This is a genomic window from Dokdonella sp., from assembly GCF_036518555.1.
In the GTDB taxonomy this organism is placed as follows: domain Bacteria; phylum Pseudomonadota; class Gammaproteobacteria; order Xanthomonadales; family Rhodanobacteraceae; genus Dokdonella_A.
The window spans coordinates 1-21,255 of the sequence record NZ_DATDMY010000299.1; the positions used below are offsets into that span (position 1 = coordinate 1).

The 21,255-nt window shown below is 68.9% G+C and carries 20 protein-coding genes and 1 pseudogene; 14 read left to right on the plus strand and 7 right to left on the minus strand.

Annotation, left to right across the window (positions count from 1 at the left end; all coding sequences use genetic code 11):
- The first annotated feature begins 34 nt into the window (after nt 1–34).
- The 6 genes from infB (at nt 35) to VI238_RS16105 (ending at nt 7,208) form a co-directional block, all read left to right on the plus strand.
- Nucleotides 35–2,656, plus strand: coding sequence for a translation initiation factor IF-2 (infB, locus tag VI238_RS16080; RefSeq protein ID WP_331653178.1), 2,622 nt, complete (start codon nt 35–37; stop codon nt 2,654–2,656).
- 77 nt (nt 2,657–2,733) lie between these two features.
- Complete coding sequence (rbfA, locus tag VI238_RS16085; protein WP_331653179.1) at nt 2,734–3,078, plus strand: 30S ribosome-binding factor RbfA; 345 nt, start codon at nt 2,734–2,736, stop codon at nt 3,076–3,078.
- Nucleotides 3,079–3,109: 31 nt separating this feature from the next.
- On the plus strand, nt 3,110–4,042 hold the full coding sequence (gene truB, locus VI238_RS16090; protein WP_331653180.1) for a tRNA pseudouridine(55) synthase TruB: 933 nt from the start codon (nt 3,110–3,112) through the stop codon (nt 4,040–4,042).
- Between the two features lie 161 nt (nt 4,043–4,203).
- The gene (rpsO, locus tag VI238_RS16095) at nt 4,204–4,473 is read left to right on the plus strand and encodes a 30S ribosomal protein S15 (protein WP_331653181.1); all 270 of its coding nucleotides are present in this window, start codon (nt 4,204–4,206) and stop codon (nt 4,471–4,473) included.
- Nucleotides 4,474–4,662: 189 nt separating this feature from the next.
- Nucleotides 4,663–6,762: a polyribonucleotide nucleotidyltransferase gene (pnp, locus tag VI238_RS16100; RefSeq protein ID WP_331653182.1), complete on the plus strand. Its 2,100-nt coding sequence runs from the start codon at nt 4,663–4,665 to the stop codon at nt 6,760–6,762.
- Between the two features lie 128 nt (nt 6,763–6,890).
- Nucleotides 6,891–7,208, plus strand: coding sequence for a DUF6916 family protein (locus tag VI238_RS16105; RefSeq protein WP_331653183.1), 318 nt, complete (start codon nt 6,891–6,893; stop codon nt 7,206–7,208).
- Nucleotides 7,209–7,224: 16 nt separating this feature from the next.
- Here VI238_RS16105 and VI238_RS16110 read toward each other — a convergent pair whose 3' ends face one another.
- Entirely contained in the window at nt 7,225–7,632 is a 408-nt protein-coding gene (locus tag VI238_RS16110; protein WP_331653184.1) for a DUF6916 family protein, read from the minus strand.
- Nucleotides 7,633–7,778: 146 nt separating this feature from the next.
- Between VI238_RS16110 and VI238_RS16115 the strand changes: the two genes are divergently transcribed.
- From VI238_RS16115 to VI238_RS16135, 5 genes are read left to right on the plus strand one after another with little or no spacing between them, the layout of a single operon-like run.
- Nucleotides 7,779–8,288 (plus strand): phage tail protein, encoded by a 510-nt coding sequence (locus VI238_RS16115; protein ID WP_331653185.1) that lies wholly within the window; start codon nt 7,779–7,781, stop codon nt 8,286–8,288.
- Between the two features lie 9 nt (nt 8,289–8,297).
- A complete protein-coding gene (locus VI238_RS16120) occupies nt 8,298–8,816 on the plus strand; it encodes a phage tail protein (protein ID WP_331653186.1) in 519 nt (172 codons plus the stop codon).
- Nucleotides 8,817–8,819: 3 nt separating this feature from the next.
- Nucleotides 8,820–9,335, plus strand: a complete 516-nt coding sequence (locus VI238_RS16125; protein ID WP_331653187.1) for a phage tail protein — start codon at nt 8,820–8,822, stop codon at nt 9,333–9,335.
- Nucleotides 9,332–9,853, plus strand: coding sequence for a GNAT family N-acetyltransferase (locus VI238_RS16130; protein WP_331653188.1), 522 nt, complete (start codon nt 9,332–9,334; stop codon nt 9,851–9,853). Before VI238_RS16125 ends, VI238_RS16130 begins: the two co-directional genes overlap by 4 nt.
- A 58-nt stretch (nt 9,854–9,911) precedes the next feature.
- Nucleotides 9,912–13,421 carry an InlB B-repeat-containing protein gene (locus tag VI238_RS16135; RefSeq protein WP_331653189.1) on the plus strand — a complete coding sequence of 1,170 codons (3,510 nt, stop codon included), beginning with the start codon at nt 9,912–9,914 and terminating at the stop codon, nt 13,419–13,421.
- Between the two features lie 68 nt (nt 13,422–13,489).
- Here VI238_RS16135 and VI238_RS16140 read toward each other — a convergent pair whose 3' ends face one another.
- The gene (locus VI238_RS16140; protein WP_331653191.1) at nt 13,490–14,203 is read right to left on the minus strand and encodes a PDZ domain-containing protein; all 714 of its coding nucleotides are present in this window, start codon (nt 14,201–14,203) and stop codon (nt 13,490–13,492) included.
- A 116-nt stretch (nt 14,204–14,319) separates the two neighbouring features.
- On the opposite strand from VI238_RS16140, the gene VI238_RS16145 reads away from it, so the two are divergent.
- Nucleotides 14,320–16,086 carry a glucan ABC transporter ATP-binding protein/ permease gene (locus tag VI238_RS16145; protein WP_331653192.1) on the plus strand — a complete coding sequence of 589 codons (1,767 nt, stop codon included), beginning with the start codon at nt 14,320–14,322 and terminating at the stop codon, nt 16,084–16,086.
- Between the two features lie 9 nt (nt 16,087–16,095).
- Here VI238_RS16145 and VI238_RS16150 read toward each other — a convergent pair whose 3' ends face one another.
- Complete coding sequence (locus tag VI238_RS16150; protein ID WP_331653193.1) at nt 16,096–16,683, minus strand: hypothetical protein; 588 nt, start codon at nt 16,681–16,683, stop codon at nt 16,096–16,098.
- 124 nt (nt 16,684–16,807) lie between these two features.
- Between VI238_RS16150 and VI238_RS16155 the strand changes: the two genes are divergently transcribed.
- Entirely contained in the window at nt 16,808–17,167 is a 360-nt protein-coding gene (locus VI238_RS16155) for a PadR family transcriptional regulator (RefSeq protein WP_331653194.1), read from the plus strand.
- A complete protein-coding gene (locus tag VI238_RS16160; protein WP_331653195.1) occupies nt 17,164–18,066 on the plus strand; it encodes a sensor domain-containing protein in 903 nt (300 codons plus the stop codon). Before VI238_RS16155 ends, VI238_RS16160 begins: the two co-directional genes overlap by 4 nt.
- Before the next feature lie 121 nt (nt 18,067–18,187).
- Here the strand turns inward: VI238_RS16160 and VI238_RS16165 are convergent, their stop codons facing one another.
- The 4 genes and pseudogenes from VI238_RS16165 to VI238_RS16180 all read right to left on the minus strand — a co-directional run.
- Nucleotides 18,188–18,958: a DNA-binding domain-containing protein gene (locus VI238_RS16165; RefSeq protein WP_331653196.1), complete on the minus strand. Its 771-nt coding sequence runs from the start codon at nt 18,956–18,958 to the stop codon at nt 18,188–18,190.
- Nucleotides 18,942–19,814, minus strand: coding sequence for a DUF692 domain-containing protein (locus tag VI238_RS16170; protein WP_331653197.1), 873 nt, complete (start codon nt 19,812–19,814; stop codon nt 18,942–18,944). Before VI238_RS16170 ends, VI238_RS16165 begins: the two co-directional genes overlap by 17 nt.
- Nucleotide 19,815: 1 nt before the next feature.
- Nucleotides 19,816–20,319 (minus strand): EF-hand domain-containing protein, encoded by a 504-nt coding sequence (locus VI238_RS16175; RefSeq protein ID WP_331653198.1) that lies wholly within the window; start codon nt 20,317–20,319, stop codon nt 19,816–19,818.
- Nucleotides 20,320–20,620: 301 nt separating this feature from the next.
- A pseudogene (locus VI238_RS16180) lies at nt 20,621–21,255 on the minus strand (penicillin-binding protein 1C); the annotation flags it as partial.

The window sequence follows — 21,255 nt, forward strand, 5'->3', positions numbered from 1 at the left end:
CGCACGCGTCGCAGGGCCACGGAGTACCAAATCGATGTCGGACGTCACGATCAAACAACTGGCCAAGGTCCTCGGCACACCGGTCGACAAACTGCTCGCGCAGCTCGGTGAAGCGGGCATGAAGTTCTCCGATCCCGACCAGGTCATCAGCAGCACCGAAAAGGTGAAACTGCTCGGGTTCCTGCGCCGTACGCACGGCAAGAAGGAAGAAGCGCCCGCGGAGGCCGCATCGTCGCCGCGGCAGATCACGCTGAAGCGGCGCACGGTCAGCGAGATCACCGTCGTTCCGGGCCAGCGCGGTGCGAGCGCGAAGACGGTCAATGTCGAAGTGCGCCAGAAGCGCACCTACGTCAAGCGCAGCACGGTCGAGGAATCGCAGCAGGTCGATCCCGAGCGCGAGGAAGCCCTGCGCAAGCTCGGCGAGTCGCAGCTCAAGCGCGAAGCCGAGGACCGCGCGCGCGCGGAGGCCGATCGTCGCCGCCAGGACGAGGACGCGAAGATGCGCGCCGCCGACGACGCGCGTCGCCTCGCCGCCGAAGAGGAAACTCGCCGTCGCGCCGAGGAAGAGGTGAAGACCGAGGCGGCTCCGTCCGAGCAGCCGGCGGCCGCGCCGCGGGAAGCGGGCGTGGAGCGTCCGCGCCCCGAGCGCGCGCGGGAAACCACGGGCAACGGCGCCGCAGCCGACGCGCCGCATCGCCACAAGGCGAAGCACGGTTCGCATCGCATGCGCGACGACGGCGGTCCAGACGACAGCGGGCCGCGCTACTTCGGCAACGAACTGCATCTTTCGCGCGAAGGCGCGGCACGCCGCACCGGGCGCAAGCGCCCGAAGACGCGTCAGGTCGAGCAGTCGCGCAGCGGACCGGCGCATGCGTTCTCGCGGCCGACCGCGCCGGTCGTCCGCGAGATCGCCGTCGGCGAATCGATCACCGTCGCCGACCTGGCGTCGAAGCTGGCGGTCAAGGGCGCCGACGTCGTGAAGGGGCTGTTCAAAATGGGAGTAATGGTGACGATCAACCAGGCGATTGACCACGACACGGCCGTCCTTGTCGCCGAGGAACTCGGCCACAAGGTCGTTGCGGCCGAGGACACCAGTGCGGAGACGACGCTGCTCGCGCAGCAGGCCGGCGACGAGGGCCACAAGGCGACGCGTCCGCCGGTGGTCACGATCATGGGCCACGTCGACCACGGCAAGACCTCGCTGCTCGACTACATCCGCCGCACGAAGGTCGCCGCGGGTGAAGCGGGCGGCATCACGCAGCACATCGGCGCCTATCACGTCGACACGCCCAAGGGCGTCGTTACGTTCCTCGACACGCCCGGCCACGCCGCGTTCTCGTCGATGCGCGCCCGCGGTGCGCAGTCGACCGACATCGTCGTGCTCGTGGTCGCCGCCGACGACGGCGTGATGCCGCAGACCGTCGAGGCGATCCAGCACGCGCGCGCGGCGAAGGTGCCGTTGATCGTCGCGATGAACAAGATGGACAAGGCGGACGCGAATCCCGACACGGTCAAGCAGGGTCTCGTGCAGCACCAAGTCGTGCCCGAGGAATGGGGCGGCGACGTCCAGTTCGTGCCGGTGTCGGCCAAGACCGGCATGGGCGTCGACGCGTTGCTCGATGCGATCTCGGTTCAGGCCGAAGTCATGGACCTCACGGCGGTGCCGGACGGCCGCGCGAGCGGCGCGGTGATCGAATCGAGCCTCGACAAGGGGCGCGGTCCGGTGGCGACGGTGCTGGTCCAGCAGGGCCTGCTCAAGCGCGGCGACTTCGTCGTGTGCGGCATCGAGTACGGCCGCGTGCGCGCGCTGTTCGACGAGACGGGCGGCCAGGTCGAATCGGCCGGCCCCTCGATCCCCGTGCAGGTGCTCGGCTTGTCGGGCGTTCCGCAGGCCGGCGACGATTTCGTCGTCGTCGAGGACGAGCGATTGGCCAAGGAAGTCGCGCTGCAGCGCCAGCACAAGCGCCGCGAGTCGCGCCTGGTCAAGCAGGCCGGCAACCGCATGGAAGACATCATGGCGCAGATGGGCGAGGGCGCGGGCCAGCTGACCCTAAACCTCGTCGTCAAGGCCGACGTGCAGGGTTCGGCGCAGGCGCTGCGCGAGGCGCTCACCGCGATCACGACCGAGAAGATCCGCGTCAACGTAATCGCCTCCGGCGTCGGCGGCATCACCGAGTCCGACGCGACGCTCGCCGCCGCGTCGAAGGCCGTGATCATCGGCTTCAACGTGCGCGCCGACGCGTCCGCGCGGCGCATCATCGAAGCGAACGGTCTCGACCTGCGCTACTTCTCGATCATCTACGACGTCATCGACCAGGTGAAGCAGGTCGCGACCGGCCTGCTCGGCAAGGAAGTGCGCGAGGAGATCATCGGCGTCGCGCAGGTGCGCGAGGTGTTCCGCAGCTCGAAGTTCGGTGCGGTCGCCGGCTGCATGGTCATCGAGGGCACGGTCAAGCGGCACAAGCCGATCCGCGTGCTGCGCGACAACACGGTGGTCTTCCAGGGCGAACTCGAATCGTTGCGCCGCTTCAAGGAGAACGTCGACGAGGTGCGAAACGGCACCGAGTGCGGCATCGGCGTCAAGCAGTACAACGACGTCAAGCCGGGCGACCAGATCGAGTGCTTCGAGCGCATCGAGGTGCAGCGCACGCTCTGATGGAGCAGGGCTGGGGGCCGAAAGGCCCGCAGCCCTGAGCATACCCAGTCCCCAGCCCGCAGCCCTCGCCCCCGGTCATGCCCGCCAAATCCTTCAATCGCTCCGATCGCGTCTCGGCCGAACTGCGCCGCGAGATCGCGTTGCTCGTGCACGGTGCCGTGCGCGAGCACGCGCTGCCGTCGGTGAGCGTGTCCGACGTCGAAGTCACGAAGGACCTCGACTTCGCGACCGTGTTCGTCACGGCGCTGCTCGGCGACGAGGGGCCGGAGGCCGTCGCGGCGCTCAACGAGCTCGCGAAGGAGTTCCGGCGCGACCTGTCGCGCACGATGAAGCTGCGCCGCGTGCCGGAGTTGCGCTTCCGCTACGACGATTCGGTCGATCGCGGCGAGCGCATCGAGACGCTGCTGCGCGGCGGCTCCTGATCGCCGTCGGTCGCCTCGCCCGGAGATCGCGATGGCCAAGCTCCCGTGGCGCGACGTGCACGGCATCCTGCTGCTGGACAAGCCGGCGGGGCTGAGTTCCAACCAGGCACTGCAGCGCGTACGGCGCCTGTTCCGCGCCGACAAGGCCGGCCACACCGGCAGCCTCGATCCGCTGGCGACCGGACTGCTTCCGATCTGCTTCGGTGAGGCGACCAAGATCGCCGGCCTGCTGCTCGGCGCGCGCAAGGCGTACGTGACGGAATGCGCGCTCGGCGCGACCACGACCACCGACGATGCCGAGGGCGAGGTGATCGAGCGTCGCGCGGTGCCGCCGCTCGACGAGGAGACGATCCGGGCCGCCGCTGCCGGCCTGACCGGCCGCATCCGTCAGGTTCCTCCGGTCTATTCGGCACTCAAGCAGGGGGGCGAGCCGCTGTACCGGCGTGCTCGTCGCGGCGAGGATGTCGCCGCGCCTGCGCGCGAAGTCGACGTGCACCGCTTCGAGCTGCTCGATCACGCGGACGACCGCCTGCGCCTCGGCGTCGAGTGCGGGTCGGGTACGTACGTGCGAAGCCTCGTGCGCGATCTCGGCGAACGGCTCGGCTGCGGCGCGCACGTGACCGCGTTGCGCCGCCTCTGGGTCGAGCCGTTCGTCGAGCCGGTGATGTTCACCCTCGGCCAGCTCGAGGCGATCGCCGCCAACGGCATGGCCGCCCTCGACGCGTGCCTGCTGCCGCTCGAGAGCGGCCTGGCTGCGCTGCCCCGGCTCGCGGTCTCGGCGGCAGAGGCGACCCTGCTCGGGCAGGGGCGGCGCCCGGTCCGCCCTGGTGCGAGTGCGATGCCCCTCGCGTGTGCGATGGACCCGGCGGGCCGGCTCGTCGCCCTGGTCGAGATCGGCGGCGGCGAGATGCGCGTACTGCGCGGGTTCAATCCGGTGCCGGCATGCGCCGACCGCGTGGATTAGCCGCCATGCCACCCGGGTCCACGCCCACTCGCTCCGGGAATCGGGTTAGAATAAGAAGCTAAGTTTCGTCCCGGCTTCCGGCCGGGTTCCTGACGCGGCTTGCGCTCGTGCCGAACGCCCGGGCTGATCCGCGCCGTATGTTCCATCAAAAGGCACACATCATGTCCCTCTCCGTTGAACAAACCAGCAAGATCATTGCCGATTTCGGCCGTGGCAAGAACGATACCGGCTCGCCGGAAGTGCAGGTCGCTCTGCTGTCCGCACGCATCGAGCACCTGTCCAAGCATTTCGCCGATCACGACAAGGATCATCATTCGCGTCGTGGCCTGCTCAAGATGGTGAATCAGCGTCGCAGCCTGCTCGCCTATCTCAAGAAGGCGGACGCGGAACGCTACAAGACGCTGATCGAGCGCCTCGGTCTGCGCAGGTAAGAGTGTCGACGGCTCCGTGTGGGCCGTTTGTTCGTGCGTTCGTGCATGGACGCCGCCCGGTGGGCCGGTGCATGGACGAATGCGTTCCAGGCAGCATGAAGTTCCAGAGCGGCCATCCATGGCCGCACTTTTCAAGTGAAGCACGAGCGCGTTCCACGGGGAATGCGCCTTCCAGACAGGACAAACAACGTGGCGAAAGTAACCAAGTCGTTCCAGTACGGCGCGCATACGGTCACACTGGAGACGGGCGAAATCGCCCGCCAGGCGACCGGTGCGGTCATGGTCAGCATGGGCGGCACCGTCGTCCTCGTGACCGCGGTGGCAGCGCCGAAGGCACGCGAGGGCCAGGACTTCTTCCCCCTCACGGTCGATTACGTCGAGAAGTTTTACTCGGCCGGTCGCATCCCGGGTGGCTTCTTCAAGCGCGAAGGCCGTCCGACGGAAAAGGAAACGCTCACCTCGCGCCTGATCGACCGCCCCGTGCGCCCGCTCTTTCCGGAAGAGTTCCGCAATGAGGTGCAGGTCATCGCCCAGGTCCTCTCGCTCAACCCGGAGATCGACGGCGACATCCCGGCGATGATCGGCGCATCGGCTGCGCTCAGCCTCGCCGGCGTCCCGTTCAAGGGCCCGATCGGCGCGGCCCGCGTCGGTTACGCCAACGGCAAGTACCTGCTCAACCCGACCGCGACGGAACTGAAGACGTCCGACCTCGACCTCGTCGTGGCCGGCACCGCGAACGCCGTGCTCATGGTCGAGTCGGAAGCGAAGTTGCTCGGCGAAGACGTCATGCTCGGTGCCGTCATGTTCGGCCACCAGCAGATGCAGGTCGTCATTCGCGCGATCGCCGAACTCGCGACCCAGGCCGCCAAGCCGTCGTGGGACTGGCAGCCGCCGGCGCGCGACGATGCGCTCGTCGCCGCGCTCAAGTCCGCGGTCGGCGGCCGCCTGGACGAGGCGTTCCAGGTGCGCGACAAGCTGCAGCGCCGTGATGCGATCGCCGCGATCAAGGCCGACGTGCTCGATTCGCTGAAGGCCCAGGCCGAAGCGAACGGCTGGACCGCGGGCGACCTCGGCAAGGAATTCGCCGAGCTCGAATACCGCACGCTGCGCGACAGCGTGCTCACCACGAAGACGCGCATCGACGGCCGCAACCTCGACGACGTGCGCCCGATCACCGTCCGCGTCGGCGTGCTGCCGCGCACGCACGGCTCGGCGCTGTTCACGCGAGGCGAGACGCAGGCGATCGTCGTCTGCACGCTCGGCACCACGCGCGACGCGCAGATCATCGACGCGCCGGAAGGCGAGTCGAAGGATCCGTTCCTGTTCCACTACAACTTCCCGCCGTTTTCGGTCGGCGAAGCCGGACGCTTCGGTGCGCCGAAGCGCCGCGAGATCGGCCACGGTCGCCTCGCCAAGCGCGGCGTGCAGGCGGTCAAGCCCGCGATCGACCAGTTCCCGTACGTGCTGCGCGTGGTCTCCGAGATCACCGAGTCGAACGGCTCCTCGTCGATGGCGTCGGTGTGCGGCTCCTCGCTCGCGATGATGGACGCGGGCGTTCCGCTCAAGGCACCGGTCGCCGGCATCGCGATGGGCCTGGTCAAGGAAGGCGCGAACTTCGTCGTGCTCAGCGACATCCTCGGCGACGAGGACCACCTCGGCGACATGGACTTCAAGGTCGCCGGTTCCGCCGACGGCATCTCCGCGCTGCAGATGGACATCAAGATCGACGGCATCACCGAGGAGATCATGAAGGTCGCGCTCGAGCAGGCCAAGCGCGGTCGCCTGCACATCCTCGGCGAAATGAACAAGGTCATCAGCACGCCGCGTGCGGAAATGAGCGAGTACGCGCCGCGCCTGATCACGATGAAGATCCACCCGGACAAGATCCGCGAAGTCATCGGCAAGGGCGGCACGACGATCCGTTCGATCACCGAGGAAACCGGTGCGACGATCGACATCAACGACGACGGCACGGTGATCATCGCGTCGGTCAACCGCGAAGCGGGCGACGCGGCGAAGAAGCGCATCGAGCAGATCGTCTCCGACGTCGAGCCGGGCCGCATCTACGAGGGCAAGGTCGCCAAGCTCATGGACTTCGGCGCGTTCGTGACGATCCTGCCGGGCAAGGACGGCCTCGTGCACGTTTCGCAGATTTCCAACGAGCGCGTCGAGAAGGTGTCCGACAAGCTCAAGGAAGGCGACATCGTCAAGGTCAAGGTGCTCGAAGTCGACAAGCAGGGCCGCATCCGCCTGTCGATGAAGGCGGTCGAGGAAGAAGGCGCGGCCTGACACCCGCATCCCACGCACGACAAGAGGCGGGCCGATCGGCCCGCCTTTTTTTTCGGCTGCGCATCGTCGCATCCCGGATGTCGGTGGCGCTGCTAGACTTGCGGCAACCAACAGGAGTTGCCATCCGCGTGTCCGCATCGATGCATTACGAAGACCTGTCGGCCCTCGTCGGCCGCGTTTGCCGCATCCGCGCGCTCGATCGCGGCGAGGACGCGTCGGAACTCGCGGGCGTGCTCGTGGAGGTCGGCGAGCGCCGCGTGCGCCAGGGCTACGAACAGTTCGCGCTGCTGTTCAGGGTCGCCGAAGCCGGCATGCCGCAACAGGGAAACTACGCCGTGCGGTTCGACGGCGAGGATGCGCGCGACATCTTCCTCGTGCCGGTAGGGCGCGACGGCGACGGGATCGCGTACGAAGCGGTATTCAACCGGACTGCAACGGCCGCTTGATCGCGCGGCGCGGACATCAGGTCCGGTTGAACACGACCTGATAGCTCAGGCCATCGCCGCGGATCGGCGACATGTAGGCCTGGAAGCGCGCGCCACTGTTGCTGAAGTCGTAGATGCCTTCCGGCAAGGCGGAAGGTTGCGCGGTCCGGAACACGAGGGTGAAGCACCCCGCGCGCGCCCTGCGCGCGTCGGGATACCCCTTCACGCTCTGCAGCGGTACGACTTTCACGAGATCGAGTTCGGACGAGGGCGCGCCGTCGCGCTCGAGCTGGAACTTCGCGCCGACCATGCGTGCGAACGACGACGCATCCATGTCGCCGAGGCTGCCCGCCGCGGCCGCGGCCACGAAGGCCGACTTGCCGAGCGCGAGCATGGTCGCGGCCGCACCGAAGAGCCGCAGGAATTGGCGACGAGGCTGCGACATCTGGACGGTCCCCTGAGACGACGACGGGAGTCTATCGGTCGGTCTCGACGGCGGCAAGGCGGAATTGTGCTTGAGTTCACAGCGCCTCAACGCCTACCATGGCCGGGTCCGCCGCGGCGACGCCGGATGGCACCAGGGGAACATCGATGAGCGCACCATTCCTGAGCGAGATACGCATGTTCTCGTTCGATTTCCCGCCGCGTGGCTGGGCGAAATGCGACGGGCAATTGCTGTCGATCGCGCAGAACCAGGCGTTGTTCGCATTGCTCGGCACCACATTCGGCGGCAACGGCGTACAGACCTTCGCGCTTCCCGACCTGCGCTCGCGTGTTCCCGTGCACACGGGTGCTTCGCCGGGTACGTCGAACCGCGTGCTCGGCGAACGAGGCGGCGAGGAAAGTCACACCCTCACGCTCGGCGAGCTGCCGCAGCATACGCACCAGGTTTACGCAGCGGGCGCCCCGACGACGGGCGATCCGACCAATGCGCTCCTCGCCACGCCGACGACGAGCAAGCCTTACCGCAGCGGTGTCGGCAACACGGCTCTGCCGAATCTCGGCCCGAGCGGTGGCAACCTGCCGCATCCGAATCTCCAACCCTACCTGACGGTCAATTTCGCGATCGCCTTGCAGGGCATCTTTCCCTCCCGCAGCTGAGCGCCGGACATGTCGCAACCCTTCCTCGGCGAAATCCGCATGGTCGGCTTCAACTTCGCGCCGCGTGGATGGGCATTCTGCGCGGGCCAGCTGCTGCCGATTTCCCAGTACGACGCGCTGTTCGCATTGATCGGAACGATCTACGGCGGTGACGGACAGTCGACCTTCGCGCTGCCGAACATGGCGGGCCGCCTGCCGGTTCACCAGGGCCAGGGGCTCGGATTGAGCAATTACGTCATCGGCCAGGCGGCGGGGACCGAAACGGTCACGCTGATCGCGCAACAGATGCCGCAGCACGCGCACCCGGTGGGTGCCGCCAGTGGCGGAACGCGCAGCTCCAATCCGATGGGCAACATGCTCGGCAGCGGCGAAGCGGACATGTACACGCGTGGCACGGGAGCGCCCGTGAGCCTGGCGGCGAATGCGATCGGAACCAGCGGTGGCAACCAGCCGCACGACAACATGCAGCCCTACCTCTGCATCAATTTCGTCATCGCCCTCGAGGGCGTCTTCCCGAGCCGGAACTGAAGCATGAGCGCACCCTTCCTCGGCGAGATCCGCATGTTCGGCTGCAACTTCGCGCCGCGCGGCTGGATGTTCTGCAACGGCCAGCTGCTGCCGATCCAGCAGTACACCGCGGTATTCGCGCTGCTCGGTACGTACTACGGCGGCAACGGCACGACCAACTTCGCGCTGCCGGACCTGCGCGGCAGGGCGCCGATGGCCTATGGCGACGGTCCGGGGCTCACGCCTCGCGTCATCGGAGAGACCTCCGGTGTGGAAAATGTGTCGCTGCTGTCGACGGAAATGCCCGTGCACACGCATGCGATGGGCGCGCAGGCGACGCGAGCGGACCGGGCGAACGCGACCGGCGCGTCGTTCGCGCAGAGCGCGACGCCGATCTATTCGACCGGCGCGCCGTCCGCGGCGCTCAGCCCAGTGTCGGTGTCTCTGGCCGGTGGCGGCCAGCCGCATAACAACATGCAGCCGTTCCTCGCGGTCAACTTCTGCATCGCGGTCAACGGCATCTTCCCGTCCCGATCGTGAGCGCCCACGCCACAGCCTGCCGGCACGCGGTCGCCTTGCGCGACCTGCGCGCCGACGACGACGAGTTCCTGTATCGCGTGTATGCAGGTACGCGCCTCGAAGAGCTCGCGCCGCTCGGCTGGAGTGTGGAGCAGGTCGACACGTTCCTGCGCATGCAGTACGCGGCGCAGCGCAGCGACTACTGGCGCAATTACGACACGACGCGTTTCCACGTCGTCACGTGCGACGGCGTCGATGCGGGTCGGCTGTACGTGCAGCGCGGGTCCGATGAGTTGCGCATCGTCGACATCGCGCTGCTGCCGGAGTTTCGCGGCCGCGGCGTCGGCGGTTACCTGCTCGCGCAGCTCGCGGCCGAGGCCGATGCGGCGGGACTGGCGATGCGCATCCACGTCGAGCGCGACAATCCCGCGCAGCATCTCTATCTCCGCTTCGGCTTCGCGTTCCGCGAAGAAGCCGATTCGATCTATCGCTTGATGGAACGTCTGCCGCGCAATCACGACGCGAGCCGGGCGGCTTGAACAGGGGCAAGCACGCATGATCGGCAATGCAACGAGGCGACACCGCACGGCGCCGGGATTGGCGCTCGCACTCCTGTTCGCAGCCGCGCCGGCCGCGGCGGGCGTGGTCACGACGCTCGCCGACAGCGGAGCGGGCAGCTTGCGCGCGCAGGTCAGCGCCGGCGGGGCCATCACGTTCGCGGCCGGGTTGACCGGCACGATAACCCTCACCACGGGCACGATCGTCGTGAACGGGGCGAGCACGCCGTCGATCACGGGGCCGGGTGCGGACAAGATCATCGTCAGCGGCGCCAACGCGAACCGGATCTTCAGCGTGAGCGGAACGACCACCGTATCCGGCCTCACGCTCACGGCCGGCAATGCGGGAGCGGGCGGACAAGGCGGCGCCATCTCGAGCACGGGTAACCTGACCCTCGACGGAATTGCGGTCACGTCGAGCAGCGCCGGCGATGCCGGCGGCGGCGTCTACAACACCGGCACGCTGACGATCGCCTCGAGCCTGATCAGCGCCAACACCGTCACGGATTCGACGTGCGCCGGCGGCGGCGCGATCCGCAGCGAGGGGCCGGGCTCGGTACTCGTGATCCGCAACAGCACGATCACCGCGAACAGCGCGCCCTCGTGCAACGGCGGCGGCGTCAGCTTCAACGACGGCAGCGCTTCGATCACCGCGAGCACCATCACCGCGAACAGCGCCGGGCTCGGCGGCGGCAACGTCTACAAGGGCAGTTCTGCCGCAGCGCTGACGTTGAGCACGAGCGTGATCAGCGACGGTACCACCGGTGGGGGGGCGCCTCTCGACCCCGACGTGCATGGCGCGTTCGGCGGGGGGCTCACGTCGAGCGGCTACAACCTCGTGAAGACGCGCGGCGACGCGATCGGCTTCGTCGGCAGCGACCTCGCCGATGGCCTCGACCCGCTGCTCGGTGCACTCGGCAACAATGGCGGTCCGACGGCGACGCGCCTGCCGCAGCCGACCAGCCCATTGCTCGAGCGGAGCGGTGCACCGTGCCAGGCGACGGACCAGCGCGGATTCACGCGCCCGCAGGGCATCAGTTGCGACATCGGTGCGGTCGAGTTCCGCGAGTTCCCGCTCACCGCGACGATCGTCGGCAGCGGCAGCGTGTCGGCCGGCGCCACGCCGGCGCCGACGATCGGCAGCATCAGCAATTGCACCGGCACCTGCGTCGCGTATTACGACGGCGAAGTGCAGCCGACCGTGACGCTCACCGCGACCCCGGGTGCGAACCAGACGTTCACGGGCTGGAGCGGCGCGTGCGTCGGCAGCGCGAACCCGGTCACGACCATCGCCATGACGGGCGCGCGTACGTGCGTCGCGACCTTCGTGCCGAGCACATTCACCGTGACGCCGGGCGTCGGCAGCGGCAGCGGCACGATTTCACCGTCGACCCCGCAGACCGTGAACAGCGGCGCCGCGACGAGCTTCACGCTGACGCCAGCGCCGAACTGGCACATCTTCGGCGTCGGCGGCACCTGTGGCGGCAGTCTCGCCGGCAACACCTACACGACCAACGCGGTGACCGCGAACTGCACGGTCGTCGCGAACTTCGCGATCGACACGCACGTGGTGACGGCGAGCGTTGCCGGGGGCAACGGCTCGATCAGCCCGGCGGGCGCGGTCGCAGTCGACCACGGATCGTCGACGAGCTTCCTGCTGACGCCGGCCGCCAACTACCACGTCGCGAGCGTCGGCGGCACCTGCGGCGGCAGCCTCGCCGGCAACACGTACACGACGGGCGCGGTCACGGCGGATTGCACAGTGGTCGCGAGCTTCGCGATCGACACGCACACGGTGACGCCGGGCGTGTCGGGCGGCAACGGCACGATCAGCCCATCGACGCCGCAGACGGTGAACCACGGTGCGACGACGAGCTTCACGCTCACGCCGGCCGCGAACTACCACATCGGCACCGTGTCCGGCACCTGCGGCGGCACGCTCGCGGGCAACGTTTACACGACGAATGCCGTGACCGTCGATTGCACGGTCGTCGCGAGCTTCGCGATCGACACGCACACGGTGACGCCAAGCGTGAGCGGCGGCAACGGCACGATCAGCCCGTCGACGCCGCAGACGGTGAACCACGGCGCGACGACGAGCTTCACGCTCACGCCCGATCCGAACTACCACGTCGGTGCGATCACGGGCACCTGCGGCGGCACGCTCGCGGGCAACGTATACACCACCAATGCGGTCACGGCGGATTGCACCGTCGTCGCGAGCTTCGCGATCGACACGCACATGGTGACGCCAAGCGTCGGCGGCGGCAACGGCACGATCAGCCCGTCGACGCCGCAGGCGGTCAACCACGGCGCGACGACGACGTTCACGCTGGCGCCCGCGTCGAGCTATCACATCGTCGACGTGACCGGCACCTGCGGCGGCAACCTCGCGGGCAACGTGTACACGACGAGCGCGATCACCGCCGACTGCACCGTGATCGCGAACTTCGCGATCGACACGCACACGATCGGCGGAAACGTCAGCGGCCTGCTCGGCTCAGGGCTCGTCCTGCGCCTCAACGGTGCGAACGACTTGCCGATCGCCGCGAACGGGGCGTTCCAGTTCGCATCGGCGCTCGACGACCTCAGCGCCTACGCGGTCACCGTCGCCCAGCAGCCGGGCGGACCGACCCAGGTGTGCACGGTCGGCAACGGCAGCGGCGTACTCGCCGGGGCGGACGTCACGAACGTTGCGGTGGACTGTGCCCCGCCGACGCCACACCTGACGGTCAGCGTCACCGACAATCGCACCTACGTGCGCTACGGCATGCTGCTGACCTACCTCGTGCGCGTGACCAACGATGGCGAGGGCGTCGCCACCGGCGTCACGGTCTCGAATGCATCGCCGCCTCAGATCGACGCCGCCTCGACGACCTGGAGCTGCCACGGCGCGGGCGGCGGCGCGATCTGCCAGGCGAGCGGTTCGGGAGCCTTGAACGACGGCGGCGTCGCGATACCGCCCGGGCGCACGCTGACCTGGGTCGTTTCCGCGCCCGTTCGCGTCGACGCACCCACGGGCCTCATCGACTACACCGTCGGTGTCGGCGGTCCGTCGCCGGCGAACGCGACCGATCACGACGTGATCGTGATCTTCCGCACCGGCATGGACGTGCCGTACGGCGGCGGGGCGGAAGGCGGAGCCATGGACGAAAGTCCGCTCGCATGCGCACCCGCGCCCGCCGAGGCGCGGCGTTTCGACCTGACCGCGACGCGCGTGTTCGACATGCCGCGCACGTTGCCCGCGTCGGCCGTCGACACGGTGCTCGTCGCGCGCGGCGATGCGTCGACGGGCTTCCGTATCGAGCGCCTCAACGTCGACCCGCTACCGTCGGTTCGCCTCGTCGCGGTCGACCGCGACGGCAGCGAGCGCGCGACGGCCTGGGCAAGAACGCAATCGGGCGCCGCGCTCGCGCTCGCCGTCGTGGTGGCCGACGACCGCACCCTGTTGCTGCTCGAAGGCGACCAGGTGTCGCTGGAGATCGCGCTGCCCGACGGCGTCGCGCCGTCGATCATCGCGCAGACCTCACCGCGCGCCTGCGACGAGTGATCGTGCGGCCGGCGGAGCGTACGCTCCGTCGGTTCGCGGTGCCTCCGACGCGGACCCGTCGATGCGCGTCATTCGCCCGCGTCGGACGGCATTGATTCGAGTCTCAGCGGGCGTTTCAGTGTCTCGCCGTTGCGAACGAGCGTGAGCACGACATTGCGCCCTGCGCTGCGCTTGAGCCGCTGCTGGAAGTCCGCCCTGTCGACGATCGCGTTGCCGTCGAGGGCGAGCACGATGTCGCCGGCAAGGAGGTTCGCGCGCGATGCGGGCGTCCCACCCACGACCGTTCCGATCGCGACGCCGCCGCGCACGCCGAGCGTTTCGCGCTCGTGCGCGCGCAGGTCGCGGAACGATGCGCCGAAAGGCAAGCGGAAGCGCACGTAGTAGTCCGCGATCCAGGCGGCGTCCGGACCCTCGTGCGGCGCTGCGAGCAGCACGCGTTCCGCCCCGTTCTCGATCGCCTGGCGCTGCGCCTGCTCGCGCGCCTCGCGTTCCTGCGCACGGGCGATCCGCTCGATCGGGAAGCGCCCGCGACCTATGCGGACGTAGCCGCGCGCGGCAAGGCGTGCTTCCTCGCCATCCGATGAGGGGTCGATCGTCGCCGCGTCGGGCGGCGCGGCGGCACGCATGCGTGCGACGGTCTGCGCGTCGCGGCCCTCGACGGGTTCGTAGCTGATGTCGCCGGTGCGGGCTCCGGCGCCCTCAGCGCCCGGCGGAACGTGCGAAGGAGCGACGGCGCAGCCGGCGAGGGCGAGCGTGGCAAGCAGGGCGAGGCGACGATGCATGGCGGGATCCATGGGCAGGGGGCTCGATTCTCGCCCGGTGCCTGCACGGGTCAAGCCGACGTGCGCACGCGCGTTTGCTACGATTCATGCAACCGCCGACGGAAGCGTGTCGCCTGATGCTGCGCATCTATTTCCGGGTGATCGCATTGCTTGCGCCGGAGAAGTGGCTCGCGACGACGCTCGCGCTCGCGAACCTCGCGCTCGCCGGCGTCTACTTCCTCGAGCCGTGGCTGTTCGGCAAGGTCGTCGATGCGCTCGCCTCTTCGGCCAAGCACGGCGCCTGGAACCTGATCTGGGCATGGGCGGGCGTCGGCCTCGGCGGTGTCGTCGCGAGCGTGTGGGTCTCGCTTTACGCGGATCGCCTCGCCCACCGACGGCGCCAGGCCGCGATCGCGACCTTCTTCGAGCACGCGATCGCCCTGCCGCTCGCCTTCCACGGCGAGCACCACACCGGGCGCCTGCTGCGCATCATGCATGCGGGCAGTGCGAACCTGTTCGGCCTCTGGCTCGGCTTCTTCCGCGAGCACCTCGCGACGCTGCTGTCGATCGTCGTGATGGTGCCGCTCGCATTGCGCATCAACTGGAAGCTCGCGCTGCTGATGATCCTGCTCATGGCCAGCTTCGCCACGTTCAATGCGATCGCGATGCGCAAGACGCACAAGGCGCAGGGCGAAGTGGAGGAACTCCACCATGAGATTTCCGAACGTGCCGGCGACGTGTTCGGGAATGTACTGGTGGTGCAGAGCTTCACGCGGCTGGCCGCCGAGGTCGCGGCGATCCGCGACATGATGCGACGTGCGCTCGCGGCGCAGTATCCCGTGCTGCGTGGCTGGGCCTGGCTGTCGGTCGCGAACCGCGCGGCGAGCACGCTCACGATCGTCGCGATCTTCGCGCTCGGCACGTCGCTCAACCTCGAGGGCGAGGTCACCGTCGGCGCGATCGTCAGTTTCGTCGGCTTCGCGATGATGCTGATCGGCCGGCTCGAGCAGTTCGCCGGCTTCGTGTCGGGCCTGTTCTTCCAGGCGCATTCGCTCCGCGACTTCTTCGCCGTGCTCGAAACGCCGGCGACGCTGCATGAGCAGCCTGGTGCGCCCGACCTGCCGGTTGTCCGCGGCGAGGTCGCGTTCGAGAACGTGTCGTTCGGGTACGATGCGTCGCACCCGGCGCTCAGGCACCTCACGTTCCGCGTGCGCCCGGGCGCCACGGTCGCACTCGTCGGCCCGACCGGGGCCGGCAAGACCACCGCGTTGAGCCTGCTTTACCGCGCCTACGATCCGAGCGAGGGCCGCATCACGGTCGACGGCATCGACATCCGCAGCGTGAGCCTGCAGTCGCTGCGGCGGGCCATCGCGGTCGTGTTCCAGGATCCGGGCCTGTTCTATCGATCGATCGCGGACAACCTGCGCATCGGCGATCCCGACGCGACGCAGGAGGAGATCGAGCGGGCCGCACGGGCGGCCGAGGCGCACGACTTCATCGTCGTCAAGCCCGAAGGCTACGCCACGCTCGTCGCCGAGCGTGGGCGTTCGCTGTCGGGCGGCGAACGCCAGCGCCTGTCGATCGCGCGCGCGATGCTCAAGGATGCCCCGATCCTCATTCTCGACGAGGCGACCAGCGCGCTCGACAATGCGACCGAAGCGCGCATCCAGCGCGCGCTCGGCGCGCTCACGCGCGATCGCACGACGTTCGTGATCGCGCATCGGCTGTCGACCGTGCGCAACGCCGACCTCATCCTCGTGCTCAAGGATGGCGAGCTCGTGGAACGGGGGCGCTACGCCGAACTCGTCGCGCTCGGCGGCCTGTTCGCCGAACTCGACGGCCAGGGCCGCTTCGTCGCCGACGCGACCGATGCGCCGGACTTCGCCGAGGACGAAGGCGGCTGAATCGGCCCGTCAGCGCGACGTCCGGCTTGGCGTGGTCGACGCCGCGCGACGGCGCCAGCGCGCGATCCACGCCAGGTGCAGGAGCATCAGGAGCACGATGCCGGCGACGGCGCCCGCCAGCATCGGTTCAGGGCGGCAGAGCCACAACAGTGCGATCGGCGACAACACGCCGAACAGCTGGTAGAGCGATGCGCGCAGGACGTACTCGTGCGAGAACGTGACCGTGCCGACGATGGCACGGTCCGGATGCGCCCGCAGGTAGCGGAACGTGGCGAGGTTCGCGAGATGGCGACCGTTGATGGCCCCGAACGCGCCGAGCAGCATCCCGGCCGTGAACGAAGCGGCCGGGTCGTCGCCGCGCGGCAACGCCTCGCCGATGAAGTAGAAAGCCACGGCGGCCGCCGCGACGAGCACGCAGTGGCGTGGATTGAACCAGCGCTTGCGCGCGATTTCCTTCTGCCATACCGGATTGAGCTCGTAATGTTCGGTATGGATATGCCGACTGTAGCCGTCCTCTCTCGCGCGTGCGCCCGCGACCGTGAGCAGATGGTCGGCCACCATGAGCACGGGTGCGAGCAGGAGCTCCGGATGATTCATCGCCCCTCCCTCGTCGACGGAGCCCGATTGTGCCGGATGCGGGCGCGGCAGGCATGACTTCCGGCGCATCCACTACTGTTAACTCAGTACTATGATCGAGTCCTGCCCATGAGCAGGTGAAGGCATGGTCGCCACCGAGATCCACCTCTGGAAGTTCCACAAGGAGCTCAGCGCCGGGATCGTGTCGCTCGTGCTGCTCGCGGTGCTCGCGCGCGCGCGCGCCCCGATGTACGGCTACCAGATCGCCAAGCAGCTCGACGAGACGGGGGAGGGCGTGCTCAGCGGCAAGCAGAGCGCGCTGTACCCGGTGCTGCGCAATCTCGACGCCGCGGGGCTGCTCGCGAGCGAAGTCGAGCCGTCGGTCGCGGGTCCGCCGCGCCGCTACTACCGCATCACGCCGCTCGGGCGCCGGGTACTCGAGGAATGGCGCTACGCCTGGACCGCGACCCGCGATTTCGTCGACACCGTGCTGGAGGGCACATGAGCACGCCACGTACGATCAGGCAATACCTCGACCAGCTGCGCTCGGCACTCGGCGGTGCCGATCCCGCGCTGATACAGGACGCGCTCTACGACGCCGAAGACCACCTGCGCTCCGAACTCGCCGAAAACCCGGGCAAGTCCGAGGCCGAGGTGCTCGCGAAGATCGCCAACAGCTACGGAGCGCCGGAAGAGGTCGCCGCGATCTACGTCGACAAGGAACAGGTCGTGCAGGAGGCCCTGCGCTCGCCGCCACCGCCCCAGCGGCGCAGCGCGCTCGGCCGCTTCTTCGGCGTCGCGGCCGATCCGCGCGCGTACGCGTCGCTGTTCTACATGCTGCTGTCGCTGGCGACGGGCATCTTCTACTTTACCTGGGCCGTGACCGGGCTCTCGCTCTCGCTCGGCCTCTCGATCCTCGTCTTCGGTGTCGCGTTCGCCGTGCTGTTCTTCGGCACCGTGCGCGTGCTCGCGCTCGTCGAGGGGCGCATCATCGAGGTCATGCTCGGCGAACGCATGCCGCGGCGACCGCCTTACACGGATCGCGAGCTGTCGTGGCGCTCGCGCATCGGCGCGATGTTCACCGACCCGCGCACGTGGTCGACCCTGCTCTACATGGTGATCATGCTCCCGCTCGGCATCGTGTACTTCACGCTCGCGGTGGTCGGCATCGTGCTGTCGGTGGCCATGATCGCGGGCCCGTTCGCGCTCCTGCTCGCGCAGTTCGGCGTCGTCGAGGGCGGCATCTATCTCGATGGCGATTCGGTCCTGCCGCCGATCGCAGCGATGCCGGTCGCGCTGCTGCTCGGCATCGTGCTGCCGTTCGCGGTGCTGCATCTGGCGCGCGGCGTCGGCCGGCTGCAAGGCGCGCTCGCGAAACATCTGCTCGTGAAATCCTCAGGGTAGTCGGCGCGCGTCGCGCGCCGGCCGCGCTTCGATGCCCAGGGCGGCCGGAGGCGCGGCGCAGCGCCGCCGCCCACGCAGCGCCGGGCCGCGTCGCCGAGTGATCGCTTCGATGCGGGCGGCGTCAGGCCGCGGTCGTGCCGAGGATGACGTCGCGTTCGCGCAGGTGCCGCAGGATCGCGGCGCCCGATGCCCGCAGCGCCTCGTCGCCGTCGCGGCCGAGTTCCGCGAGCAGGTCGTCGATGCAGCCGGTGCCCGATCGCCCGCGGTTCGCGCCGAGCCGCTCGATCAGCATTGCGGTCAGCGCATCGATTTCGACGAAGCGCACCTCGTCGTCGCGGTCGCGCACGAGCAGCAGCAGCACCGGCTGGGGGGCCGGCTCCTGCGGCACGAAGTCGGGGCCGATGCGGTGCACGGGCCAACGGTACGCGAGCACGCGCGCGAGCGGCGACAGCACGGGCACGCCGGCGAGCACGTCGCCCGCGCGATCGCAGCCGACCGCGTCCGCGTCGGCTTCGTCGAGGCTGAGCGCGAGCTCGCACCACTCGTAGTGCGCGAGTTCGACCAGGAACGGCGGATCGCCCGCGCCGCCATCCGCGCGTGCCTCGAGATGACGGATGAACTCGCGTGCGATCTCGGTGAACAGCGGCGTGTGCGCGCGATGGTCGCGGTAGAACGCGCGCACGCGCGCCTCCCAGGCCGCGTCGTCGTGCAGGCGGCGGATCACCGGGAAGTTCGCCGCGAGCAGGCTCGACACGTTGTTGAAGAACAGCTCCGTGTAGATCGCCATTCGGCGCGGTTCGACGCCGACCGGCGCCGGTGCATGGCGCGGATCGCGGATGTGCGCGGCGAATGCGTATTGCGTCGCGCGCGTCGCGTCAGGCGCTGCGGACATCGCGGTTCGCACTCCCGTGGTCGGCCTGGATCGAGTGGATCGTGCGTACCTCGCCGAGCAGATCGGCGAGCGGGGGGAAATTGAAATCGCGTTCGACGAGCGTCGGCCGCACGCCGAAATTGCGGTAGGCGCGCGCGAGCAGCCGCCATACCGGATCGATGATCGCCGCGCCATGCGTGTCGACGAGCAGGTCGGGCGCCTCGACGTAGTGGCCGGCGACGTGGACGTAGGCGATGCGTTCGCCGGGCAGCGCGTCGAGGAACGCGCCGGCGTCGTAACCGTGGTTGACGCTGTTGACGTGGATGTTGTTGACGTCGAGGAGCAGGTCGCAGTCCGCTTCGCGCAGCACCGCGTTGACGAAGTCGATTTCGGTCATCGCCTGGGAAGGAGCGGCGTAGTAGGACACGTTCTCGACCGCGATGCGCTGGCCGAGCACGTCCTGCGCCTGGCGGATGCGCGCCGACACGTGGCGCACCGCTTCGTCGGTGAACGGGATCGGCATGAGGTCGTACAGGTGGCCGTCGTCCGAGCAGTACGAGAGGTGTTCGGAGTACACGGCGATGCCGTGCGCGTCGAGCAGGCGGCGGATGCGCGCGAGCAGCGTCTCGTCGAGCGGCTCGGGACCGCCGAGCGAGAGCGAGAGCCCGTGGCAGACGAACGGGTGGCGCTCGGTCAGCGCACGCAACTGGCGGCCGAGCTTGCCGCCGACGCCGATCCAGTTCTCCGGCGCGATCTCGAAGAAGTCGATCGCACGCGGCTCCTGCGACGCATCGGCGATGTGTTCCTGCAGCGGGCCCAGCAGGGCCCGCCGCAGACCGAGTCCTGCACCGTTCAGCGCGGGACGTCGGGAAGACATCTCAGCGCGCGCCGCCGCAGCTGCCTTCGGCGTCCTTCTTGCCGCCACACGAGCCCTCGGCGGACTTCTTCTTGTCGCCGCCGCACGAGCCCTCGGCCTTCTTCTTGTCGCCGCCGCACGAGCCTTCGGCCTTCTTCTTGTCGCCGCCACACGAACCCTCGTGGCCCTTCTTCTTCATCGCGGCGTGATGCGCGTCCATCTCGGCCTTGTCGATGAAGCCGTCGCCGTTGGTGTCCGCTTCCTTGAAGTGCTGCTCGACATTGGAGGTCTTCATCGCCTTCATTTCGTCCATCGACACCTTGCCGTCCTTGTTGGTGTCCATCTTCTCGATACCGCACTTGCCTTCGCCGCACTTGCCTTCGCCGGCGGCCGCGAGCATGTAGCCCGTCGCAAGGTCGCTGGCCTGGAACGCCGGGCTGGCCGCGGCGAGCTGGCTCAGCGAAAGCGAACCGATGAACGCTGCGCCGATCGCGACGCCGAGGGTATTGCCGATCTTGCTGGACATTCGAGTGATCTCCATGGTGGGGTGGGCGTGTGCCCGTGGTGTGCGCCGAGCGTCCGGCGACTGGCTTGTCTACGTTAGTCGCACGTGCGTTAACGCGGCGTATTCGACCCGCAACGGTCGCTCCCGATGTCACGCCTCGCCGCGGGCGGCGAACGCTTCGTCGATTGCTGCGCTGCAGCGGCCGGTACGGTCGATCTAGACCGCTCGCGCGGACGTTTCCTTGCACGACGCCGAAGACGATGCACCGCAGCATCATCGCCGACGGGTCGGGCCGACAGACCGGCGCGCGCGCGGGTTCCTTTCAGCGCAGCACGCGCACGTGCAGCTGCGCCCACGCGCCGGAGTCGGCCAGTGCGGTGATCGTCTGCGGGCCCGTCTGCGCGAATGCATGCTCGAACGCGCCGCCGCCGCGCGTACTGCCCGCGAGACGGCCGTTGACGAGCCATTGCACGTCGCCGGTGGTGCCGAGCGCACGCAGGTGCAACGTCGCCGGCGTGCCGCTGTTCGGCGCGCGCGCGATCGCCGCGTCGGCGCCGATGCCGTCGATGCGCAGCGGCAGGCCCGCTTCGAGGCCGTCCTCGGCGCAGCCGGGCGCGAGCGGCGGGACGCTGGCGCGCCGACGCAGGTCGCGCGAGAGCCAGGGATACGCGAGCGCGGGCCAGCGCGCGACGTCGATCTCGCGCACCCGCTTGCGCGGGCAGTCCGCGCTCAGCCGTTCGCCGGTGGCCGCGTCGACGCGCACGCGCAGCAGCCCCGCGCTCCAGCTCGTCGCGTCACGCTCGGCGAGTGTCGGCGGGATCACGCCGTCGAGAACCCAGGCCGTGCGCTTCTGGTGACACAGGTCCGCCCGCGCGGGATCCCATGCCTGGCCGAGCGGCCAGCAGACGTCGACTTCGCGCACACTCGCGGGCGGCGGCTCCGGCGTCGCCGACATCG